Genomic DNA, 18,796 nt, shown 5'->3' on the forward strand with positions numbered 1-18,796 from the left:
AAAACCATCGTGCAGTTCTACAATGAAATGACAGCGCCGGACGGCGTGCGGCCCCACTACCGGGAATTCGACAACTGGCTGGCCCAGCAGACACCTGAAGCGCTGGAACGCAAGCGGATCGAAGCGGACCTGACGTTCCGCCGCGTCGGCATCACCTTTGCCGTCTACGGCGACGACGCGGGCACCGAACGGCTGATACCGTTCGACGCGATTCCCCGCATCATTCCGGCGGCCGAGTGGGCCCACTTGCAGCGCGGACTGGTACAGCGCGTACAGGCGCTGAACATGTTCATCCACGACATCTATCACGACCAGCACATCATCCGCGCCGGCGTGGTGCCTGCCGAACAGATCTACCGCAATGCCCAATACCGGCCCGAAATGCAGGGCATCAGCGTGGTATCGGACATCTATGCGCACATCGCCGGCGTCGACATCGTGCGCGCCGGCGAAGGCGAGTTCTACGTGCTGGAGGATAACCTGCGGGTGCCCTCCGGTGTGTCGTACATGCTGGAAGACCGCAAGATGATGATGCGCCTGTATCCGGAACTGTTTGCCCGGCACCGGGTAGCGCCCGTGGACCATTACCCCGACCTGCTGCTGGACAACCTGCGCTCGGTGGCCCCGGTCGGCGCATCGGACCCGACCGTGGTGGTGATGACCCCCGGCATGTACAACTCGGCCTATTTCGAGCATGCCTTCCTGGCCCAGCAGATGGGTGTCGAACTGGTCGAAGGAAAGGATTTGTTCGTCAACGATAATGCCGTGTACATGCGCACCACGCGCGGCCCGCGCCGGGTCGACGTGATCTACCGCCGGCTGGACGACGACTTCCTCGACCCGCTGGCATTTCGCGCCGATTCGTCGCTGGGCGTGCCGGGGCTGCTGTCGGTGTACCGGGCCGGGCGCGTCACGCTGGCCAACGCCATCGGCACCGGCGTGGCGGACGACAAGTCGATCTATCCCTACGTGCCGGAGATGATCCGGTTCTACCTGTCCGAACAGCCGGTGCTGAACAACGTGCCCACTTACCAGTGCAGGAAGAGCGAGGACCTGCGCTACACCCTGGACAACCTGCCCGACCTGGTGGTGAAGGAAGTACATGGCGCCGGCGGCTACGGCATGCTGGTCGGGCCCGCCTCGACCAAGGCGCAGATCGAGGAGTTCCGGGCCCGCCTGCTGGCCCGGCCGGAAGGCTACATCGCCCAGCCGACGCTGGCCTTGTCGAACTGCCCCACCTTCGTGGCCTCGGGCGTGGCGCCGCGCCACGTCGACCTGCGCCCGTTCGTCCTGTCCGGCAAGACCACCTCGATCGTGCCCGGCGGTTTGACCCGCGTGGCGCTGAAGGAAGGATCGCTGGTGGTCAACTCCTCGCAGGGTGGCGGCACGAAGGACACCTGGGTGCTGGAAAACTGAACATTAAGGGGACACAAGATGCTGAGCCGCACCGCCGACCATCTGTACTGGATGGCCCGCTATACCGAGCGCGCCGAGAATACGGCCCGCATGCTGGACGTGAACGTGCAGACCGCGCTGCTGCCGCAGTCGGAAGCGGATGCGCAGCAGGCCTGGCGCGCCATGCTGGGCATTTCGGAACTGCAGCACGCCTATGACAGCCGCCATGGGGCGCTGGTGCCGCGCGACGTGATCGACTTCATGGTGCGCGACCCGTTGAATCCATCGTCCATCGCGGCCTGCCTGAACGGCGCCCGCGAGAATGCCCGCGCGGTGCGCGGCACGCTGACGACGGAAGTGTGGGAAGTGCAGAACCAGACCTGGCTGGACCTGCAGTTCAAGTTGCGCGACCGCCTGCACGAACGCGATCCGCTGCAGTTCTTCGAATGGGTCAAGTACCGCTCGCACCTGTCGCGCGGCGTGACGATCGGCACCATGCTGCAGGACGAGGCCGTGCACTTCATCCGCCTCGGCACGTTCCTCGAGCGGGCCGACAATACAGCGCGCATCCTGGACGTCAAGTACCACGGCGACGGCGACGAGCGCGGCCGGCGCGATTTCTACTATTGGGCGGCGCTGCTGCGCTCCGTTTCCGGATTCGAGATCTACCGCAAGATGTACCGCGATGTGATCACGCCCGAACGCGTGGCCGAGATGCTGATGCTGCGCGCGGACATGCCCCGTTCGCTGCTGGCCTGCATGGAGGCGCTCGTCAACAACCTGCGCGAGGTACGCAACGCGACCTCCGGTGAAACGGAACGCCTGGCCGGGCAGCTGCACGCGGAGCTGCGCTTTGCCCGCATCGAAGACCTGCTGCGCGCCGGCCTGCACGACTACCTGACCCAATTCCTGCGCCGTATCTATGAGCTGGGGAACCGCGTGAGCCGCGACTTCCTGGTCCCCCTGGCCGCCTGAGGAGATCCCATGCAACTGTCGATCCGCCACCAAACCCGGTACACCTACACCGAACCGCTGGCCTACACGATCCAGCAACTGCACCTGACGCCGCGCATCGAACCGCAGCAGCACGCGCTGCACTGGAAGCTGCTGGCGCCCGGCCACCTGAACGCCTACACGGATGCCTACGGCAACCTGTCGCACATGCTGACGCTCGACCAGGCCCACGGCGCGCTGTCGATCGTGGCCCAGGGCGTGGTGGAAACCAGCGTGCCGTGGCAGGGCCGCATCGCCGCCAACGATTCCCTGTCGCCGCTGATCTACACGGTGCCGACCCGGCTCACCGCGCCGACGCCGGGCATCCTGGAACTGGCCGCGGCATGCCTGCCGGACGGCCGCGCCCGCACCCGCCACCTGATGAAGCTGGCCGAGCACATCTTTGGTGCGGTACGGTATCAAAGCGGTGCGACCGAAGTGACGACGCCGGCCAGCACCGCGCTGCAGCTGGGCCGCGGCGTTTGCCAGGACCACGCGCACATCTTCCTGGCGTGCTGCCACGCGCACGGAATTCCGGCGCGCTACGTCTCCGGCTATATCGATCCGGAAGATACCGGCCACGCCGCCAGCCATGCGTGGGTGGATGCGTGGGCCAGCGATCCCGGCTACGATGGCTGGATCAGCATCGACGTGACGCACTCGCGGCTGATGACGGACGCGTATTGCCGCATCGCCGTCGGCCGCGACTACGAAGCGGCTGCGCCGGTGCGCGGCGTGCGGCATGGCGGCGGTGGCGAGGTGCTCGACGTGGACGTCCGGATCGTCCAGCAGTAATCCTGCCGGCCGGGCACGGCTGGCCCATCAACGAAACGTGGAAGCGGAATCCCATGACATACTGTGTTGCGATGCGGCTCGACGCCGGGCTGGTCTTCCTGTCCGATTCGCGCACCAATGCCGGGGTCGACCAGATCGGCACGTTCCGCAAGATGAACGTGTTTGAGAATCCGGGCGACCGGACCATGGTGCTGATGACGGCGGGCAATCTGTCGATCTCCCAGTCGGTGCTGCAACTGCTGCATGATCACGTGGGCCTCAACGGCTTTACCATCTGGACCGCGCCGAACATGTACGAGGCGACGCGCATCGTCGGCGAGGCGGTGCGCGCGATCCACCAGCGCGAAGCGCAGGCGCTGGCGCAGTTCAATATCGAATTCAATGTGTCGATCATTTTCGGCGGGCAGATCCGCGGCGAAGCATGCCGGCTGTTCCAGGTCTACTCGGCCGGCAATTTCATCGAGGCGCGCGACGAGAATACCTATTTCCAGATCGGCGAGGCGAAGTACGGCAAGCCCATCATCGACCGCGTGGTCACGCCCCGGTCGTCGCTCGACGACGCGGTCAAGTGCGCGCTGATCTCGATGGACTCGACGCTGCGCTCGAACATCTCGGTCGGCCTGCCGCTGGACCTGCTGGCCTACCAGGCCGACAGCCTGGCAGTGACACGCTTCGTCACGATCGATGAAAAGAACGCCTATTTCCAGATGCTGCGCGGCACCTGGGGCGAGCAGCTGCGCCGCGTGTTCGAAGGCATCGACGCGCCCCAGTGGCAAGCCATGCCCGGCGCGGACGATCAACCGGTGCGCATGCCGCTACCGGAAGCGGTGGCGCCGGTGGCGGCACCGCCGATGCTGCAATCGCTGGCCCAGCAGGCCGTCGATTCCCGGCAGTAGGCGGCTGGACTTGTCCGCCGTTGGCACTATGCTGAAGGAAGCGCGGACCAGCCAGCGGGAGGACTATGCGGGAACCTACGCAGGAATCGATGCATGCGCCCGGAGACGAGCGCGGCAATGGACCGGGGAGCGAATCCGGGAACGCAGCCGGGAACGAATCCGGCCACGGTCCGGGACAGCGGCGTGACGAACACCCCCGGCCGGATGCGGCGTCATCGGACGCCGAGCGCGGCGCCTTCCTGGCCATCGTGCGTGCCAAGCGGCTGGCCGTTCGACAGGCGGGCGAAGGTTTGCACCGCCGCGACAATGCGCTGACGCTGCTGAGCGTGATCGCCAGCGCCGTGGCAACGGTGCTGACGGCGGCGCCGGCCCTGGGTGGGCCCGAACTCTCCCGTGCGCTGGGGTCCGCTGGGCCGGACACGCCGAGCTGGCGCATCCTGTGCGGCGTGGCAAGCATCTGTTCGCTGCTGGCGGCCGTTGCGGCCAATCTTCACAGGCAGCAGGAAGTCACGGCACGCCTGGCACGCTGCCAGACTGGCGCCGCCAGGCTGGAGACCCTGGAATTGCAGGTAACGTTCCAGCGCGCGGCGCTGGCCGACGCGACCGCCGAGTATGGCCGCATCATCGCCGAACTGCCGCCTCTGCCGGAGCCCTAGGGAACGATGTCGACCAGGCGCCGGCCTAGCGACCCGGCCGCCGATCCTGCACGCGTTCCTGCCGGCGCAGGCTGTGCCATATGCCCAGCAATACCGGCAAGCCGAGGGCGACGCCGGAGACGGCGTCCCACAAGCCATCTCCCAGCAGTGCGGCGACCAGGCCGACCGCGGTCAGGATGCCCAGCAGGATCGGCATGCCCCACAGGCGCAGGAATGCCGGGCTCATCGCGCTTCTCCGCGGGCCAGTGCCGGCACGCCAGTCGCCTCGGCCGCCGAGCCGTCCTCTTCGGTGGCGCGCACCGGAACGGTCACGCCCCGCTTCACCCACAGGTACAGGCCACTGCCGAGGACGATGATCGTCAGCACGTCCAGCACCGCCCAGAGGAATTGCAACACCGGGCCACCATAGTCGCCGAAGTGCAGGGGCTGCGAGACGAGCAGCGCGGTCAGATACCACGGCAAGTCGCGGCTGTCCGTTATCTCCGTGGTCTGGGCGTCGATCAGCACGGGCTTGTACAGGCGCGATGTGAGCGGTTCGTCGCCATGCATGAACACGCCATAGTGGTGTTCGCTCGTGTACGGCGTGCCGGGGAAGGCGATGAAGCCCACCTTCATGCCCGGCTCCAGGGCCTGGGCCCGCTCCACCGACGCCGCGAGCGATCCGAACTCCCTGATCGGCGCGGCGTTCCTGTAGGGCGCGACCATGTCGGCCATTTCCGTCGACTGCCAATACTTCAGCATCAGGTCGGCCCACGTATTGATCATGCCGGTACCGCCGACCACGAACAGCCACGTCAGCGTAACGATGCCCAGCAGGTTGTGCAGGTCCAGCCATTTGGTACGGTCGGTGCGGGTACGGCGGACGGTGCCGAACTCCAGCTTGCGCATGAAGGGCGCGTACAGCACCACGCCCGAGACGATCGCCACCAGCAACAGGAACCCCATCAACCCGAGGAACAGCTTGCCCCACAGGCCCGCATACAGGTCGACATGGAGGTGGAACATGACGGACATGAAACTGCCTTCGAACTGCGGCGTGGGCAGCACTTCGGCGGTGCGCGCATCGACCGCGGTGGCCTTGTAGTTTTCATCGGTGCCATGGTCGCCCAGCGTCAGGTGCCACAGGTTCGGCTCGTCCGCCTCCTGGAACGCGTACATCATCTTCTTGCCGGGATAGGCAGCCATGCCGGCCGCAACGATCGCATCCATGCTCGCCTTCGGCGTGTTGGCCGGCATGGGTTTCGCCTCGACCTCGGTACCGAGCAGGTGGCCGATCTCGTGGTGATAAATCAGCGGCAGCCCGGTGATGCAAAGCAGCAGCATGAAGACGGTGCAGACCAGGCTGCTCCATTTGTGGATCCAGGCCCAACGGCGGACGGCGACAGGGGTCATGACGGTATGCGGGACTGTGGTGAAGAGGGGATGATAATGCAAACCGTTCTCATTTACCAAAAAAAATCCGGTGGCGATAGCCGGCGCGCGGCGGGCGCCCGTCGCCAGCATTGAATTGCCAGCACGAAATCGCCAGCACGGAATCGCCAGCATCGCGGCCCTGGCGTACAGGCGCGGCACGCTTGACTTCCGACTGGACTTGCAATGCGGGCTGTGGTGAGATACGACCTACCGCAGCCCGGAGCAAGCTCTCATGGATGTGATCACCACCGCAATGACCGCCGCGATCGCCGACGGGGGCATGGATGCCGCGTACACGATGCTGAAATCGCGCCTGGCGGGCAAGTCGCCCCGGGTCGATGAAGCGATCGCCGATCTGGAACAGGATCCTGGCTCGCTGTCGCGCCAGTTCGCCGTGTCCGATGCGCTGGCCGCCGCGGGGCTTGCAGGCGACCGTTACCTGCGGGCGGCGGCGCGCAACCTGGTCGATGAAGTGGACCGGCGCCGTGCACTGCGTCCGACCGCCGCGGTGGACCGGCAAGGCGTGGTGCTGCAAGTGTTCTTTGCCACCGACCGGCAGCCCACCGGCGACCGGCACCCGGCACGCCAGTTCGGTGCCGCACGTGGCGAACTCAGCTATGGCAGCTGCGAGGTCGGCATCGGGCACGACGGCCTGCCCGACCGACCGGCACTGCCGACACAGCTGCGGCGCCACGCGCGGCCCGATCCGGACGGCCACGCGGTGCTGCTGCGAGCGGAGGTGACGGCGCCGCAGCCATTCTTCCCCGCCGTGGCCGATGCCGTCGCCAGGGCGGGCGGCAGCGCCCTGCTGTTCGTGCACGGTTACCGCGTGAGCTTCGAAGATGCCGCGCGCCGTACCGCGCAGATCGCCAGCGACCTGCATTTTGCCGGCGTGCCGGTGTTCTACAGCTGGCCCTCGCAAGGCCGGCTGTCCGGTTATGCCGTCGACGAGTCGAATGTGGAATGGACGCTGCCGCACCTGGCGGCGTTCCTGACCGGGCTGGTCGAGCAAGCCAGGGTCGACCAGGTATACCTGCTGGGCCACGGGATGGGCGCCCGGGCGTTGGCGCGCGTGGTGGCTGCGCTCACGCGTGACCGTCCCGACCTGGCGCCGCGACTTCGCGAGATCATCCTGGCGGCACCCGATCTCGAGGCGGCGGTGTTCCGCGGTGAACTGGCGCCGGCGCTGGCGGCGGTCGGCAGCCGGATAACGCTGTATGCCTCATCCGGCGACGAGACCTTGCAGGTGGCGCAGCGCACGCGGCCCTACCCGCGTGCCGGCGACAGCGGCGACGCACTGGTGATGGCGCCGGGCGTGGAGACGATCGACGCCAGCGATGTCGATACCAGTCTCATCCGCGCTTCGCACGATACCGGGCGCCGCTCGGCGCTGGCGGACATGCAGCAGCTGATCGCCGGGCAACTGCCGCCTTCGCAACGCGCCGGTCTTCGGGCGGTGGATGTTCCCGCAGGGCGCTACTGGACATTCAACGAACGGGAGGTTTCATGACGGCCTATGCAAGTGCCTCGGACGACGCGATCTTTTGCGTGGACGAGCTGGTCGACCAGATGGGCGGAGACGCGCGCGCCGTGGCCAACGTGGTGCGCCGCGTGCGCGCCTGCATCGGCAACGGCATCGATCCGCTGAACCTGGCGGGCGAGGCGGTCCAACAGGCACGCTTCATGGAAGCGCGCCGTATCCTGCACAACCTCCGGCACGATGTCAGCGAGCTCGGCGCCAGCCGCTTCGTGGGCGCCTGCCTGGCATTGGAACTGGCCCTGGCAGAAGGCAGGGTAATCGAGATTCCCCTGCTGTTCACCGCCGCGGAAAGCGAACTGAGGCTCGTGATGGACCATGCCGGCACGTGGCTCGACCAGCACGCCGGCCGCGCAGCGCAACGCGAGTAAGCAAGACTGGCGGGCGCCACCAGCACTGAAGCCTCTGCTGCGCGCAGCGTGGCTCGACGTGCCGATCCGTCATGCAGACTGGGCTGTACTAACGTCTCGTTACAATTGTTACCCACTTCCCCGAGGCGCCTGCGCCTTTCCGTAAAATCAACATGCTAAGATCGACAGCGTTCCGGACCCATCTGTCGCGGTGGGCCGGACGCCGGGTAGCGCCAGCCTGGCCGGTACGCCTGTTCCGTGCGTGCTTTGCTGCGCCCCGACTCAACAGTAATCGGTAAGATTGGCGACTTTCGACCGCGCGACTTTCGACCGCGCGGCAGAGGTTGCAACATGGATGTTGCAGCATGCATGCTGCAGCATAGCGGCGCTGATGCGCTCCGCCAGGCCGTTTCCGCAGTGCAAGCGCGATGCAGACGCAGTGCAGACTTGCGAAGTGCAGACTTGATAAGGCAATAAGAACAATATGGAATCATTCAACAAGTCCGGCGCTTTGATCTCGTCGGTGCTGGTCATGGTGGGCGCGCTGATCGCCTGCCAGGCGAAGGAAGGCGCGGTGCCGCCGGCATCTGTCATCGAGGCGGTGGCGCAGCGCCTGAGCGCGCATGGCGGTGCCGCGGCCGAGCGAAGGCTGCGCGAGTGGGCCGAGCAAGGTTCCGTCGTGGCCAAGCGTGAACTGGGCATGCTTTACCAAAACAAGACACCGCGCCGCGGCGAAGCGATGCGGCTGTTCGAGGAAGCGGCGCGTGCCGGCGATGCCGAGTCGGCGTTCCAGCTGGCTGAAATGTACCACCGTGCCGGCGATGGCGGCGATCGCCAGGCCGACAAGGCCTGGCCACTGTATGCGCAAGCGGCCGAGCACAGGCATCCGAAGGCGGTGTTGCGCCTGGCCTCGCTGGCGCAAGGTGGCAGCGAGGAAGCTGCCCGCTGGCTTGCCGCGACCGGCAGCCCGAAATAGCGCCGCGGGCGGCATGGATGGCCGCACGCTGCCAGGTATCGTCGCGTTGGCGAATCACGCGAGCTGACTGCCGCAGGCTCCCGGTGCGCTGTCAAACGCTGTATCCCGGCCTCGCGCGGCGCCGCGAATTAACGCTTTTAACATCACTTAACTTGCCTTCTCCGCATTGCAGTTTCATTATGAATGCATGAGAAGCAACAGCGATCTGCTGTTGCGGAACAGGAGAACGACCATGCAAGCCAACCAGCCATCCGTCCACATCATGCACGCCGATGCCGTCATGACGGCCGGCCTCCATGCCCTGCTCGCCGAGCATGGGGCATTCCACCTGACGCTGCAGGACCGGCAACCGCACGGCCAGGCCCATGCGCGCGTGATCATTGCCGATTACGATAGCGGTATCATGCTGGCCAGGCAGTTGTCGCCGGACCGTTCCAGCGCCGCGCCCCGTGTCTTGATCGTGACCCAGCTCGACAAGGAGTGGCAGGTGCGCACGGCCATGGACAGCGGTGTGCATGGCTACCTTCTGCAGGGCTGCTCGGCGGAGGAACTGGTGCGGGCCGTACAACAGCTGGGCCAGGGCATGCGCTATCTCGCCGAGGCGGTCACGCGCTGTGTCGCAGACAGCCTGAGCCGGGAATCGCTGACCGGCCGGGAAACGGATGTGCTGTTACTCCTGGCCCGTGGCTGCTGCAACAAGTCGATCGCGCGCGAACTTGGCATTGGCGTGGGAACTGTCAAGACCCATGTCAAGGGCTTGATGAGCAAGCTCGACGCTACTGCGCGCACCCACGCGGTGGTCGTGGCCGCGCAGCGCGGCTTGATCGGCAGCGGGACCCGCCTGCCCGCCCCTTTGCCGGGCCGCCAGCCGCGCCCCGCTGTGGCGATGCAATAAGTATGTTGAAGATGGCAGGCTTCGTTGACGGCGATCAACGAGCTTGCCCGGCGATTTCCTACGCTGGCATTTCAGCCTGCAATGGAGACCGTCATGCCGAATCGCTTGTCCAGCCGCCGTATTCGTACCACATCCATCCTGAAGGCGCTGAGTGCCCTTCCCTTGCTGCTGGCGCTTGGCGCCTGCAGTCGCCCGCCGCCCGCGGAGGCGCTGCTGGCCGATGCCCGCCGTTTCAGCGCCCAGGGCGATCCGAAAGCCGCGATCATCCAGCTCAAGAATATCGTGCAACAGCAACCCGACCACGTGACGGCGCGGCTGATGCTGGGCCAGATGTACCTCGATACCGGCGACATGGCTTCGGCGGAAAAGGAACTGCGGCGTGCCCGCGAACTGGGCGCGCAGGCGGACCTGGTTCAGCCCGGGCTAGGCAAGGCGCTCCTGTCGCAAAGCCAGTTCCAGCGGCTGCTTGACGAATTCCCCGCGCAGGGAGCCAGTGCCGAGGCGCTGGCCCTGCGCGGGCAGGCCCTGCTCTACCTGGGCCGGCCCGACGAAGCCCGCTCCATGTTCGAGCGTGCCTTGCAGCTGAAACCGGGGCTGTCGGATGCCACCCTTGGCCTGGCGAAGCAGGCGCTCATCGGCGCCCAGCCGGATAAGGCCGGGCAATTGCTGGAGCAGGCCATTGCCCAGAATCCCGACAATGTCGATGCGCTGCGGCTGAAGGGGGACCTGCAACTTGCCGCCCACGAGCCGGCGGCAGCGCGCAAGAGCTACGAGCGCATCCTCGACATCAAGCCGAACAATGTGCAAGCGCGCCTCGATCTGGCCAACCTCGCGATCCAGCAAGACCGCCTGGATGACGCCCGCCAGCAGATCAAGCTGGCCCGGAAGGCACAGCCAAAGAACCTGATGATCTCCTATTCGCAGGCGCTGCTGGATTTTCGCGAGAAGCGCTACAAGTCCGCATTGGAGCAGGTGCAGCAAGTGCTTCGCGTGGCACCCGAGCATATGCCCAGCGTGCTGCTGGCTGGCGCGGTATCGGTGCTGACGGGCTCAGATACCCGCGCCGAGCAATACCTGACCCAGTTCCTGCAAGCCAATCCGGAGCACCCCTACGCGACGAAACTGCTGGCGACCGTAACGCTGCGCAGCGGCAAGCGGGACGACGCACTCAACATCATGCGGGCCGCGCTGAAGGGCACCCCGAACGACGCCGACCTGCTGGCCCTGGCCGGCGAGGCGGAGATGCAGGCGCATAATTTTGCGCAGTCCGCCGCCTATTTTGAGAAAGCCAGCGAGTTGAAGCCGGAGCGAAGCGAACTGCGCCTTGGCCACGGCTTCAGCCGGCTGCAGATGGGCGACAGTCCCAAAGCGATCGCCGAACTGGAACGCGCGGCGCAAGGGGGCGGCGGTGCGGAGCGTGCAGGAACGCTGCTGGTGCTGAGCCATATGCGCGACAAGCAGCTCGACAAGGCGCTCAGCGTGGTGGACGCCATGATCGCCAAGGGCGACAGCGCCATGCTGCAAAACCTGCAGAATGGTCCGGTTTGCATAACCGAGAATTAGCTGAATGAAATCAGTAACTTAGGTTTCTGGATAAATAGGGCCAGAGCACTGTATATTTGGCAGTTGCCAAATATTCGACCTCGCCGGCACGCAATCCGGCGGCATGAAGCGGCGCCGCGTGGTGCCGTTTTGGCGTTCACATTGGGGCTATGGTAGTGATTCCAGATCGTCGAAAAGATTTCCTGAAAGCCGCGTTCGTCGAGGCGGCTGTACGCTTTGCTAGCGACGGTAGATTAGTCCGTGCGCCGGCTCTTTTACACGAAGCAGGCGTCAGCCTTGTAGTTGCTACCCGTGTCCTCTCGCCCCTTGGCGAGCGTCGACGCCGCGTGAATGACGACGTCGAGCTCGTGCGGTACGGAGCGCTCAGTTTCCATTGACCAGCCGGTCGAGCACCCTCTCGATCGCATCCCAATGCTCGTCAAGAAAGCACGCGGTGAACGGCGCAGCGTGCGTCGCCGCAAGCTCGTCCGCGAGCCGGCGCAGCGCGTCGCCGCCTTGCTCTATCGTCATCCGTTTATAGTTGTCCATCGTCCCCTCCGTTACCTGAGGGTATGGCGCCTGCGCCCGAGCACGCTTGATGCGCGTCAAGCCCAGAGCGCCTTATCAGCCGCAAGTCCCGGTAAATAAATTCCACGCCAGAATCCAAATTTTCAAAAGTAACGAATACATATTCGATAGTCTATGTCGAACTAATTTACATATCCAACGTTATAGGCCTAACTCGCATCTATAAACCATTGAATTATCAAGCATTGCCACAGCTGGCACGATTAGTGCTGCGCCAACGGTACTGAGTGTGCGGTGGCTCAGCCGGTAGCGAACTCACCGCAAACTAGGGATCTCCTCTATCTCAACCTTGGAGCGCGGAATGAAAGCTACAAATATTCGCTTAATAATTAGCGCAGCAGTGGTTTCAATGGGAGCCGTCACCTCGGCTCCTGCGCATGCAACGGCTATAGCGTATGCGACAAATCAGCTATCGTCGTTCAGGATCGTTACCGAGGGAGCTGCTATTCGCCCTCTCGGAACAGGCTCACGGAATACAACAAACAGTGCAAATTTCACTCACAATGGTTTTCCGTCAGAGGGAGTAACAGTGCAAGACCCAGTGGCAGTGGGGGCGGTGTCTGACGCACTGCAAGCGGTGGTCGGCCCCAATCAATTTGTTGGACAAAACCAGTTCGGCAGGGTAACGGATTCTATAAATCCTGGAATGGTTGGTGCCCGCGCTGACAGCTTTACGTCCGCGCAAAGTGCGCTTTCGGCAGGCGGCGTTCAGAATGTCCAGAATGTGGCCGAGGCCCGTGTAGGTACGAATCAAGGCATGGCAAGCTCGAGTGGGGGCACAAATAACGCAAATCTGGAGATCTCGTATAGGCTGGAAGTTACCGAGGCGGGGACGATCGGTTTCGTATTCACAAACGAGTTTGAGTATTTCGCCTCAACCACAGCCCTCGGTGAAAATGCGCAAGCAACGATCACAAATATCTTTACGATTGCGGATGAATTAGGCGTGACGTTGTTCACTTATTCACCAACTGAGATCAACTTTAACTGTGCCTCAACTAACGGCAATTCAAACTGCGCATCGGGACCAATGACTCAGGATTTTTCCGGTTTTTCCACTGAGCTGACGACGGGCAGGTACACGATAAGCCTTTTGACTAGCTCAAGCGCGTTCGTGGTCAGTCAGCAGACAGCGGTACCAGAGCCAGGCGCGCTCGCCATCTTCGGCGTCGGACTTCTGTCTCTCGGCTATATCAGGCGGCGCAATGTGCGATGACCGTAACGCGCAGGCATTCAGCTAATTACTGATTCGGCTGCGATCAGCGGCCGGACAAGCCACGCCTGCTCGACGTGCACCGGCCGACCATCCTGCAGCGCAACCTCGTAACCACTCAGCACGAAGCCGCGGTGATCCGTCAGCACGATCGTCGGATTGAACAGCGGCTTGCACGCGGATCCGGTTGCCACGCTACCAGCCCGGAGCACTTCAGCCATGTGCGAGGCGCCGCCGCCGCTGCGGTGGCGCTGCGCCGGCCCCAGCAACATCCGCCCCACCACTGGCTCCGCCGCCCGGAACTCGTCACCGGTGATCCGCTGCCCGTCGCGGCGCAGCAGGATCACAGAAACCGGGAGCCCGGACGTGGTTTCGGTGGCGGGCGGGCCGCCCAGGGAATGGCTGGTGCCGAACATTCGAACCTCTGAGAAATACTGTATGCGCGTACAGTATATCAGGCCGATCTACTCTACCTTCTGCCCGGCCAGCGCGGCAGCCCGGCACACGTTGTACTGCCCGGCCACCTGGACAAGCTTCGTCGTGGTGGCGCCGAACGACGGGTCATTCAGCGGCGTCAGCACCGGGCAGGCGGCCACCACCAGCGGATCCGGCCCGGCCGGTGATGGCCTCGTTGATGTTGCGCAGCTGGTCAGGGCTGTGCACGCAATCGCGATACACAGGATTGTCCCGAACGATGGTTTCGACCCGGCCCTGCACGGTGGTGTTCCGGACCACGATTTTTGCGATCGCATCTGCTGCCCCTTTCATGGCGAGGTTGCGCGTTTCGGTGATGGCCTTTTCGAGCTTGGCCTGCCTGGCGACTTCGCCGTCGCGGCCGACGGTCGTCCCGTACCAGAACGTGCAGGCGGCCGACGCGACCCACAGCGCGCCGGCGCCCAGCAGCAGCCACGGGTTCACGACAGCACCGCCAGGCAGTGTTTCGTCAGGTTCTGGCGCGCGTCGTAGCCGACCGAATCCCCGACGCGCTCCGTGCGGTGCCCGATGTTGATCAGGTCCGAGATGGCGTCGACGTTGCCCACGTCCGCCCAGCGGTTGCACCCGCTTTTCCACCAGAACCACGCCGCCGACAGCGCCGCGCCGTTCACGGTCGACATCCAGTCGCCCACGTCGGCCAGCACGTGCAGCGCGCCGGCCACCTCCTGGTGATTTTTCCGGCCGGTGATCTGGATCCAGCCGGCGCCGCGGTAACGCCAGCCGTCGCCGCTTCGCTCGTCGCCGTTGCCCATGCGATTCGCGTACACGTAGTTCGCGATCGCCTCGGGCTTGCGCGCGTACAGCTGCGCAATCTGGATGGTCAGGAACCGTTTCGGCCAGACGCCGCGCAGCCTGGTCGCGCTGTAGTTCAGGTCCTCGCGGAAGCGCGCGAGCTGGCCGCTCTCGTGCACGACCTGGGCGAGGAAGTGTGCGGCCCGCTTCGGCGTGTTGATCAGGAACCGGTCCATGGCGGAATTCAAGGCGGCCACGTACATGCCGGCGGCCGGGCCCACACCAGGTGCGATCCGCAGCAATTGTTCAGGGGTGATGTACATCACAGGGCCTCCCGCACAGTTTTGACTACGGCTGCTGCATCGGTGGCGATCTCCGCCAAATCCTTGTCGCGCCGCTTGTCCAGCCAGCGCACCAGGCCGCCCAACAGCCACCACGCCGGCAGCGCGGCCAGCACCATGAACGGCGCCGCCGCCACCAGCACACCAGCTAGCGGATCGCCGCCGTACAGCGTGCCCAGCTCGCGCGCGGACGTGAACAGGCCAGGCCAGTGCGAGTGCACGGCCATTGCCAGCAGCGGGCCGAACGTGAACGAGCACGCGATCGACGAGGCGAACCGTACGAATGCCTCGCGGATCGTGCGCGGCCACATGAACAGGAACCCGAGCGCAGTTGCGCCGGCGGCAGTCAGCACCGCGACGCCGAAAAATTTGATTGCCGCTGCACCGCCGGCCGTTTCGAGACTCATGGAAGAGGCTTTCATAGGGTAGAAATAGGAAAGGCCACCCGGAGGTGGCCTATAATTGTTGAAACTACATCAGGGACCGCCATGCACTACGACCCCATTCAGCTCGGCGCCGCGATTGCCATGGCGATCAACTATTGGCTGTGGTCACGGAAGAAGTAGCCCGGCCTGGCGGCGCTTGCGCTGCTCCTCCGATTCACCGCCCATCAGCGCCGCCGGCGACAGCACCGGCAGTGCCCGAGCACGCGCTACCGGCAACATCGGCGCCACCAGCGCGCGCGGCGCATCGAGCGCCCGGCCTGACTGCTGGCCGATGACGATGTTCTGCACCGGTTCGCGCACCATGCCGACGCCCAGCGGAATCTTGCTGATCAGCGAGCTGTTTGCGATCCGTTCCAGGATGCCGCCGATCGCGCCGGCCGAGTTCGAGTTGTTCACCGCGGAGCCGGCCGGCTGCACCTGCTCGTAGCTGGCCACGCGCCCGATGGCCTTGAGCTGGGCAATCTCGTCCGGCTGGAAGAACATGCGCAGCTTCCGGTCACCGATCGCTTTCAGCGCGTTGTTGTAGGCCGACTGGCTGAAATTGCCGGTTTCGTCGGCAGCGTTCGACAGCGCCTTGTTCTTCAGGTGCGCCGCGATCTGCGTCTTGATGGCCGTCAGCGCTTCCGGATCCTTCGCCACCGCCGTTTTCAGCCTGGCCACGTCCATGACGTTGCTCTTGCTGCCGCCACCCACGATGAACTGGGCGACGAACTTGTCAGGCTCGATGCGGTCGCGCACAGCCTGCAGGGCGGGCGTTTTCTCCACGATCTGCATGTACTGGCGGTTGACGCGCCGGGCCCGGTCGAACGCGCTCATGGCGCTCGCGCCGACTTCCTGGCCCTGCTGCAGCGGCGTTTCGTCCAGCGCCTGGCGCACGACGCCCAGTGCGTGCCGCATGTTGCCGTCCGATGCGTTGCGCTGCAGCCGGCCGATGCTGGTCTTGAACTGCTCTGCAATGTCGACAGTCAGCGGCGTTTGTCCGGTAGCGAACGCATTGAGCTTGTTGCGGATGTCCGGCGGCAGGAACGATTCGGCGTTCGACTCGTTCAGCAGGTTGCCGGCGCGCTGCGTGAATGCCGACGGATCGAGCTGCGCGCTGCGGCCCGAGTTGTCCCGCGCCCGGTCGTACAGCTTGCCGATGACGCCGCGCGCCCGCTGGTCGTACGCACCCAGGGCACCGGTGATCTGCTCGCCGGCCGCGTAGGCATCGTCCGCCGTGTTCGCGCCCAGCCCGTTCAGGCCGGTCGTGAGCTGGCGGTTGTTCGCGTTCTTCGTCTGCACCAGGTCCTGCGCGGCCAGGTCGCGGCTGTTCGCCGCCAGCTTCATCAGGTTTTCTTGGCGGGTGATCTCGCCCGGGTCCAGAGACAGGCGCGCAGCGGTCGGTGTCGTGCCGGTCAGGCGGTAGTCTGCTAGCCGGCGCACCGCGTCAGGCGTCAGGTTGTCGGACAGCTTGAACGCCTCCTGCACGTCGCGGCGGATCGTTGCGGCCACGTCGGACGGCAGTGACGCCAGCGACAGGCCGGACGGCTGGAGCGCGTTGTTGATGGTGATCTCGATCTGCTGCGGTGGTGGCACCGGACGGCCAGCGACAGCGCGCTTCGCCGCTCCAGCAGCACGACCAGCGGCACCCGCAGCCATCGGCGCGCCGACGCCAGCGACGATCGAGGCCAGCAGCTGCGACTTCGCGTCGCCGCCAGTCTCGCGCGTGTAGCCCCCGGCGGTGCCGGCTGCCGCCGCCGAAGCGAGCTGCATGGCAGGCTTGGCGGCCAAGGCGCGTCCCACTCCCTGGGCCACGCCTGTGGCGCCCTTCGCCAGCGCGGCACCGGCGCCGATCGGCAGCAGGCCGCCGGCCAGCGTGCGCGCGGCATCGCCGACGACACGTTCGCCGGACGTTTGAGGCTTCGGCAGGCCCGCGGCATCGGCCAGCGTTCCGCCGGTGTCTGCCGTCGGCCGGTTGCCCAGCATTGGTGCGGCCAGCGTGCGCAGCGGGTTGCCGACCAGCGCGTCGAAGGCGCCGCCGACACCCTCGATGGCATGCCGGGCGGTCAATCCAACCTGGCGCGGCGCGTCGGCCACGAAGTCGTTGAGCTGTTCGCCGAATTGCTTGGACTTGGCCGGCGCGGCCGGGGCTTTCGCCAACTGCTGCGAGATGGCAGCCTGCGCCTGCTCGGGCGTCGTGCCTTCCGGCACCTCGAAGCGGGCGATGCGCCCATCGGGCATTTCAAAACGAGCGATTGGCATTATTCGAATCCCAGGAATTTGACGCCGCCACCGGCGGGCGCTGCGGCCGGCGTGAATGCGGCGCGGCCGGCGTTGTTGTTCAGCCCCTGAACCGCAAGAGCGCGGTTCTTCTGCTTCTGCGCGATCGTCGCCGCGGAGTCGCCCGGCTGCGGGAAGTACTGCCGGCGGGCGTTCAGGAATTCGCTCTCGCCGATCGCCGCGCCCGACTCTTGGCGCAGCACGGCGTTGATGAAGTCGCGTTGCGCCTGCTCGGCCTGCTGGTCGGTGTCGGACAGCAGGCTGTTGGCCACCGCCCCCGAAATCCCGCCTACGAGCGGCAGGTCCTGCGCCGACATCTTGGCGTTCACGCGACCCGGGCTGTATTGGCCGGTCAGGCCGGACAGGATCTTGTCGGCCTCAGCCGCACGCGCGCCGAATGCGGCGGATTTCCCCTGGAACTCGGTCGGGGCCTTCACAACTGCAGCCCTCGTCGCCGCCTCTTGCCGGTCGATGTCCAGCCGCTGGCCGGCAATGCGGTTGTTTGCCCAGCCGAGCGCGTTCGATGCGGCCTCGCCTGGCGTCATGGTCTTCTTGAGGCTGCGCACAGTCTTCGCGGTGAACGGGTTGACCAGGTCGACGCCGCCGCCGGTATTCACTTCGGTCAGCTTCTCGGCCACCTCCGCCGGGATCGGCGCGCCGCTGGAGCCATCCTTGAAGTACGGCTTGCTGTACACCTTGCCGTCCGGCCCGTACACGTTTTTGTATTCTTTCACCTCGGGCATGAACTTCAGGGCTTCTTCCATCGCCGCCTTGGCCGCGCCTTCGTAGCCGGCCGCCCGGGCAGCCTGCGCGTATTGCATGCGCTCCGTGAAGATGCCGCCCAGCCCGCCCTGCGGCGCGCTTTCCTGTGCCGGCACCTGCTGCCCAGGCACAGACATCTGCGGCTGCGCACCCAGCTTCGGGAGGCTTTCAGGCTGCAGCGGGGGCGATGCGCCGCCACCCTGCCCACGCGCGTGGTACTGCTGGTTGAACTGGGCCAGCGCGGCCGCCTGCCGCTGCGCCGCTTCCTGTGCTGCCATCTCAGACCGACTGTTCTGGATTTGCAGGCCGCGCATCTCCGCAATTTGCGCGGCCTGTTCCTGTTCCTGCTTGCGCCGCTCGGCCTCGCTTTTGCCCTGGCTGAAGCCCTGCAAGCCTGCGCCCAGCCCCTGGCCGAAGCTGACCGGCATGCGCTGCGGCCCACCGGCTTGCAGCATCTGCGCTGCCATGCCCAGCAGCCCTTCGTTTTGCTCCGGCGACAGGCCGCGCAGCAT

Annotated in this window: 20 protein-coding genes; 11 read left to right on the forward strand and 9 right to left on the reverse strand. The window is 65.4% G+C overall.

The window, feature by feature from the left end; genetic code table 11:
- Positions 1-27: 27 nt before the first annotated feature.
- The 5 genes from OU994_RS17925 to OU994_RS17945 all read left to right on the forward strand — a co-directional run bounded on the left by OU994_RS17925 (position 28) and on the right by OU994_RS17945 (position 4,735).
- Positions 28-1,416, forward strand: coding sequence for a circularly permuted type 2 ATP-grasp protein (locus tag OU994_RS17925; RefSeq protein WP_373922622.1), 1,389 nt, complete (start codon positions 28-30; stop codon positions 1,414-1,416).
- Between the two features lie 18 nt (positions 1,417-1,434).
- A complete protein-coding gene (locus OU994_RS17930; protein WP_131145758.1) occupies positions 1,435-2,370 on the forward strand; it encodes an alpha-E domain-containing protein in 936 nt (311 codons plus the stop codon).
- Between the two features lie 9 nt (positions 2,371-2,379).
- Positions 2,380-3,183, forward strand: a complete 804-nt coding sequence (locus tag OU994_RS17935) for a transglutaminase family protein (protein WP_131145757.1) — start codon at positions 2,380-2,382, stop codon at positions 3,181-3,183.
- 53 nt (positions 3,184-3,236) lie between these two features.
- The gene (locus OU994_RS17940) at positions 3,237-4,079 is read left to right on the forward strand and encodes a peptidase (RefSeq protein WP_281606994.1); all 843 of its coding nucleotides are present in this window, start codon (positions 3,237-3,239) and stop codon (positions 4,077-4,079) included.
- Positions 4,080-4,168: 89 nt separating this feature from the next.
- Complete coding sequence (locus OU994_RS17945; RefSeq protein ID WP_281606995.1) at positions 4,169-4,735, forward strand: hypothetical protein; 567 nt, start codon at positions 4,169-4,171, stop codon at positions 4,733-4,735.
- Positions 4,736-4,760: 25 nt separating this feature from the next.
- On the opposite strand, the gene OU994_RS17950 is transcribed toward OU994_RS17945, so the two are convergent.
- Both OU994_RS17950 and OU994_RS17955 read right to left on the reverse strand, forming a co-directional pair.
- On the reverse strand, positions 4,761-4,961 hold the full coding sequence (locus tag OU994_RS17950; RefSeq protein ID WP_281606996.1) for a hypothetical protein: 201 nt from the start codon (positions 4,959-4,961) through the stop codon (positions 4,761-4,763).
- Positions 4,958-6,127 carry a PepSY domain-containing protein gene (locus tag OU994_RS17955; protein ID WP_281606997.1) on the reverse strand — a complete coding sequence of 390 codons (1,170 nt, stop codon included), beginning with the start codon at positions 6,125-6,127 and terminating at the stop codon, positions 4,958-4,960. Before OU994_RS17955 ends, OU994_RS17950 begins: the two co-directional genes overlap by 4 nt.
- A 253-nt stretch (positions 6,128-6,380) precedes the next feature.
- Between OU994_RS17955 and OU994_RS17960 the strand changes: the two genes are divergently transcribed.
- From OU994_RS17960 to prsT, 5 genes are all read left to right on the forward strand, one after another.
- Positions 6,381-7,658, forward strand: coding sequence for an alpha/beta hydrolase (locus OU994_RS17960; protein WP_281606998.1), 1,278 nt, complete (start codon positions 6,381-6,383; stop codon positions 7,656-7,658).
- Entirely contained in the window at positions 7,655-8,056 is a 402-nt protein-coding gene (locus OU994_RS17965) for an Hpt domain-containing protein (protein ID WP_281606999.1), read from the forward strand. The genes OU994_RS17960 and OU994_RS17965 overlap by 4 nt, the downstream gene beginning before the upstream one ends.
- Before the next feature lie 463 nt (positions 8,057-8,519).
- Positions 8,520-9,011 (forward strand): hypothetical protein, encoded by a 492-nt coding sequence (locus OU994_RS17970; RefSeq protein ID WP_281607000.1) that lies wholly within the window; start codon positions 8,520-8,522, stop codon positions 9,009-9,011.
- A 232-nt stretch (positions 9,012-9,243) separates the two neighbouring features.
- The gene (locus tag OU994_RS17975) at positions 9,244-9,906 is read left to right on the forward strand and encodes a response regulator transcription factor (RefSeq protein WP_281607001.1); all 663 of its coding nucleotides are present in this window, start codon (positions 9,244-9,246) and stop codon (positions 9,904-9,906) included.
- Between the two features lie 93 nt (positions 9,907-9,999).
- Positions 10,000-11,469 (forward strand): XrtA/PEP-CTERM system TPR-repeat protein PrsT, encoded by a 1,470-nt coding sequence (prsT, locus tag OU994_RS17980; protein ID WP_281607002.1) that lies wholly within the window; start codon positions 10,000-10,002, stop codon positions 11,467-11,469.
- A gap of 363 nt (positions 11,470-11,832) precedes the next feature.
- Here prsT and OU994_RS17985 read toward each other — a convergent pair whose 3' ends face one another.
- Complete coding sequence (locus OU994_RS17985; protein WP_281607003.1) at positions 11,833-11,997, reverse strand: hypothetical protein; 165 nt, start codon at positions 11,995-11,997, stop codon at positions 11,833-11,835.
- A 340-nt stretch (positions 11,998-12,337) separates the two neighbouring features.
- Between OU994_RS17985 and OU994_RS17990 the strand changes: the two genes are divergently transcribed.
- Positions 12,338-13,252: a PEP-CTERM sorting domain-containing protein gene (locus OU994_RS17990; RefSeq protein WP_281607004.1), complete on the forward strand. Its 915-nt coding sequence runs from the start codon at positions 12,338-12,340 to the stop codon at positions 13,250-13,252.
- Between the two features lie 17 nt (positions 13,253-13,269).
- Here the strand turns inward: OU994_RS17990 and OU994_RS17995 are convergent, their stop codons facing one another.
- The 6 genes from OU994_RS17995 to OU994_RS18020 all read right to left on the reverse strand — a co-directional run bounded on the left by OU994_RS17995 (position 13,270) and on the right by OU994_RS18020 (position 18,796).
- Positions 13,270-13,665: a hypothetical protein gene (locus tag OU994_RS17995; RefSeq protein WP_281607005.1), complete on the reverse strand. Its 396-nt coding sequence runs from the start codon at positions 13,663-13,665 to the stop codon at positions 13,270-13,272.
- Positions 13,666-13,810: 145 nt separating this feature from the next.
- A complete protein-coding gene (locus OU994_RS18000) occupies positions 13,811-14,167 on the reverse strand; it encodes a hypothetical protein (protein WP_281607006.1) in 357 nt (118 codons plus the stop codon).
- Complete coding sequence (locus OU994_RS18005; RefSeq protein ID WP_281607007.1) at positions 14,164-14,799, reverse strand: glycoside hydrolase family 19 protein; 636 nt, start codon at positions 14,797-14,799, stop codon at positions 14,164-14,166. Before OU994_RS18005 ends, OU994_RS18000 begins: the two co-directional genes overlap by 4 nt.
- Entirely contained in the window at positions 14,799-15,224 is a 426-nt protein-coding gene (locus tag OU994_RS18010; RefSeq protein ID WP_281607008.1) for a hypothetical protein, read from the reverse strand. Before OU994_RS18010 ends, OU994_RS18005 begins: the two co-directional genes overlap by 1 nt.
- Before the next feature lie 144 nt (positions 15,225-15,368).
- Positions 15,369-17,504, reverse strand: coding sequence for a hypothetical protein (locus OU994_RS18015; RefSeq protein WP_281607009.1), 2,136 nt, complete (start codon positions 17,502-17,504; stop codon positions 15,369-15,371).
- A complete protein-coding gene (locus tag OU994_RS18020) occupies positions 17,504-18,796 on the reverse strand; it encodes a hypothetical protein (RefSeq protein ID WP_281607010.1) in 1,293 nt (430 codons plus the stop codon). The genes OU994_RS18015 and OU994_RS18020 overlap by 1 nt, the downstream gene beginning before the upstream one ends.

The organism is Pseudoduganella sp. SL102 (assembly GCF_027856995.1).
Lineage (GTDB): Bacteria > Pseudomonadota > Gammaproteobacteria > Burkholderiales > Burkholderiaceae_D > Rugamonas > Rugamonas albidiflava.

Excerpts from the sequence above, each read along its gene's own strand:
- OU994_RS17925 (WP_373922622.1), top strand. The coding sequence starts at position 28 with ATGACAGCGCCGGACGGCGTGCGGCCCCACTACCGGGAATTCGACAAC.
- OU994_RS17930 (WP_131145758.1), top strand. The coding sequence starts at position 1,435 with ATGCTGAGCCGCACCGCCGACCATCTGTACTGGATGGCCCGCTATACC.
- OU994_RS17935 (WP_131145757.1), top strand. The coding sequence starts at position 2,380 with ATGCAACTGTCGATCCGCCACCAAACCCGGTACACCTACACCGAACCG.
- OU994_RS17940 (WP_281606994.1), top strand. The coding sequence starts at position 3,237 with ATGACATACTGTGTTGCGATGCGGCTCGACGCCGGGCTGGTCTTCCTG.
- OU994_RS17945 (WP_281606995.1), top strand. The coding sequence starts at position 4,169 with ATGCATGCGCCCGGAGACGAGCGCGGCAATGGACCGGGGAGCGAATCC.
- OU994_RS17950 (WP_281606996.1), bottom strand. The coding sequence starts at position 4,961 with ATGAGCCCGGCATTCCTGCGCCTGTGGGGCATGCCGATCCTGCTGGGC.
- OU994_RS17955 (WP_281606997.1), bottom strand. The coding sequence starts at position 6,127 with ATGACCCCTGTCGCCGTCCGCCGTTGGGCCTGGATCCACAAATGGAGC.
- OU994_RS17960 (WP_281606998.1), top strand. The coding sequence starts at position 6,381 with ATGGATGTGATCACCACCGCAATGACCGCCGCGATCGCCGACGGGGGC.
- OU994_RS17965 (WP_281606999.1), top strand. The coding sequence starts at position 7,655 with ATGACGGCCTATGCAAGTGCCTCGGACGACGCGATCTTTTGCGTGGAC.
- OU994_RS17970 (WP_281607000.1), top strand. The coding sequence starts at position 8,520 with ATGGAATCATTCAACAAGTCCGGCGCTTTGATCTCGTCGGTGCTGGTC.
- OU994_RS17975 (WP_281607001.1), top strand. The coding sequence starts at position 9,244 with ATGCAAGCCAACCAGCCATCCGTCCACATCATGCACGCCGATGCCGTC.
- prsT (WP_281607002.1), top strand. The coding sequence starts at position 10,000 with ATGCCGAATCGCTTGTCCAGCCGCCGTATTCGTACCACATCCATCCTG.
- OU994_RS17985 (WP_281607003.1), bottom strand. The coding sequence starts at position 11,997 with ATGGACAACTATAAACGGATGACGATAGAGCAAGGCGGCGACGCGCTG.
- OU994_RS17990 (WP_281607004.1), top strand. The coding sequence starts at position 12,338 with ATGAAAGCTACAAATATTCGCTTAATAATTAGCGCAGCAGTGGTTTCA.
- OU994_RS17995 (WP_281607005.1), bottom strand. The coding sequence starts at position 13,665 with ATGTTCGGCACCAGCCATTCCCTGGGCGGCCCGCCCGCCACCGAAACC.
- OU994_RS18005 (WP_281607007.1), bottom strand. The coding sequence starts at position 14,799 with ATGTACATCACCCCTGAACAATTGCTGCGGATCGCACCTGGTGTGGGC.
- OU994_RS18010 (WP_281607008.1), bottom strand. The coding sequence starts at position 15,224 with ATGAGTCTCGAAACGGCCGGCGGTGCAGCGGCAATCAAATTTTTCGGC.
- OU994_RS18015 (WP_281607009.1), bottom strand. The coding sequence starts at position 17,504 with ATGCCAATCGCTCGTTTTGAAATGCCCGATGGGCGCATCGCCCGCTTC.
- OU994_RS18020 (WP_281607010.1), bottom strand. The coding sequence starts at position 18,796 with ATGCTGCGCGGCCTGTCGCCGGAGCAAAACGAAGGGCTGCTGGGCATG.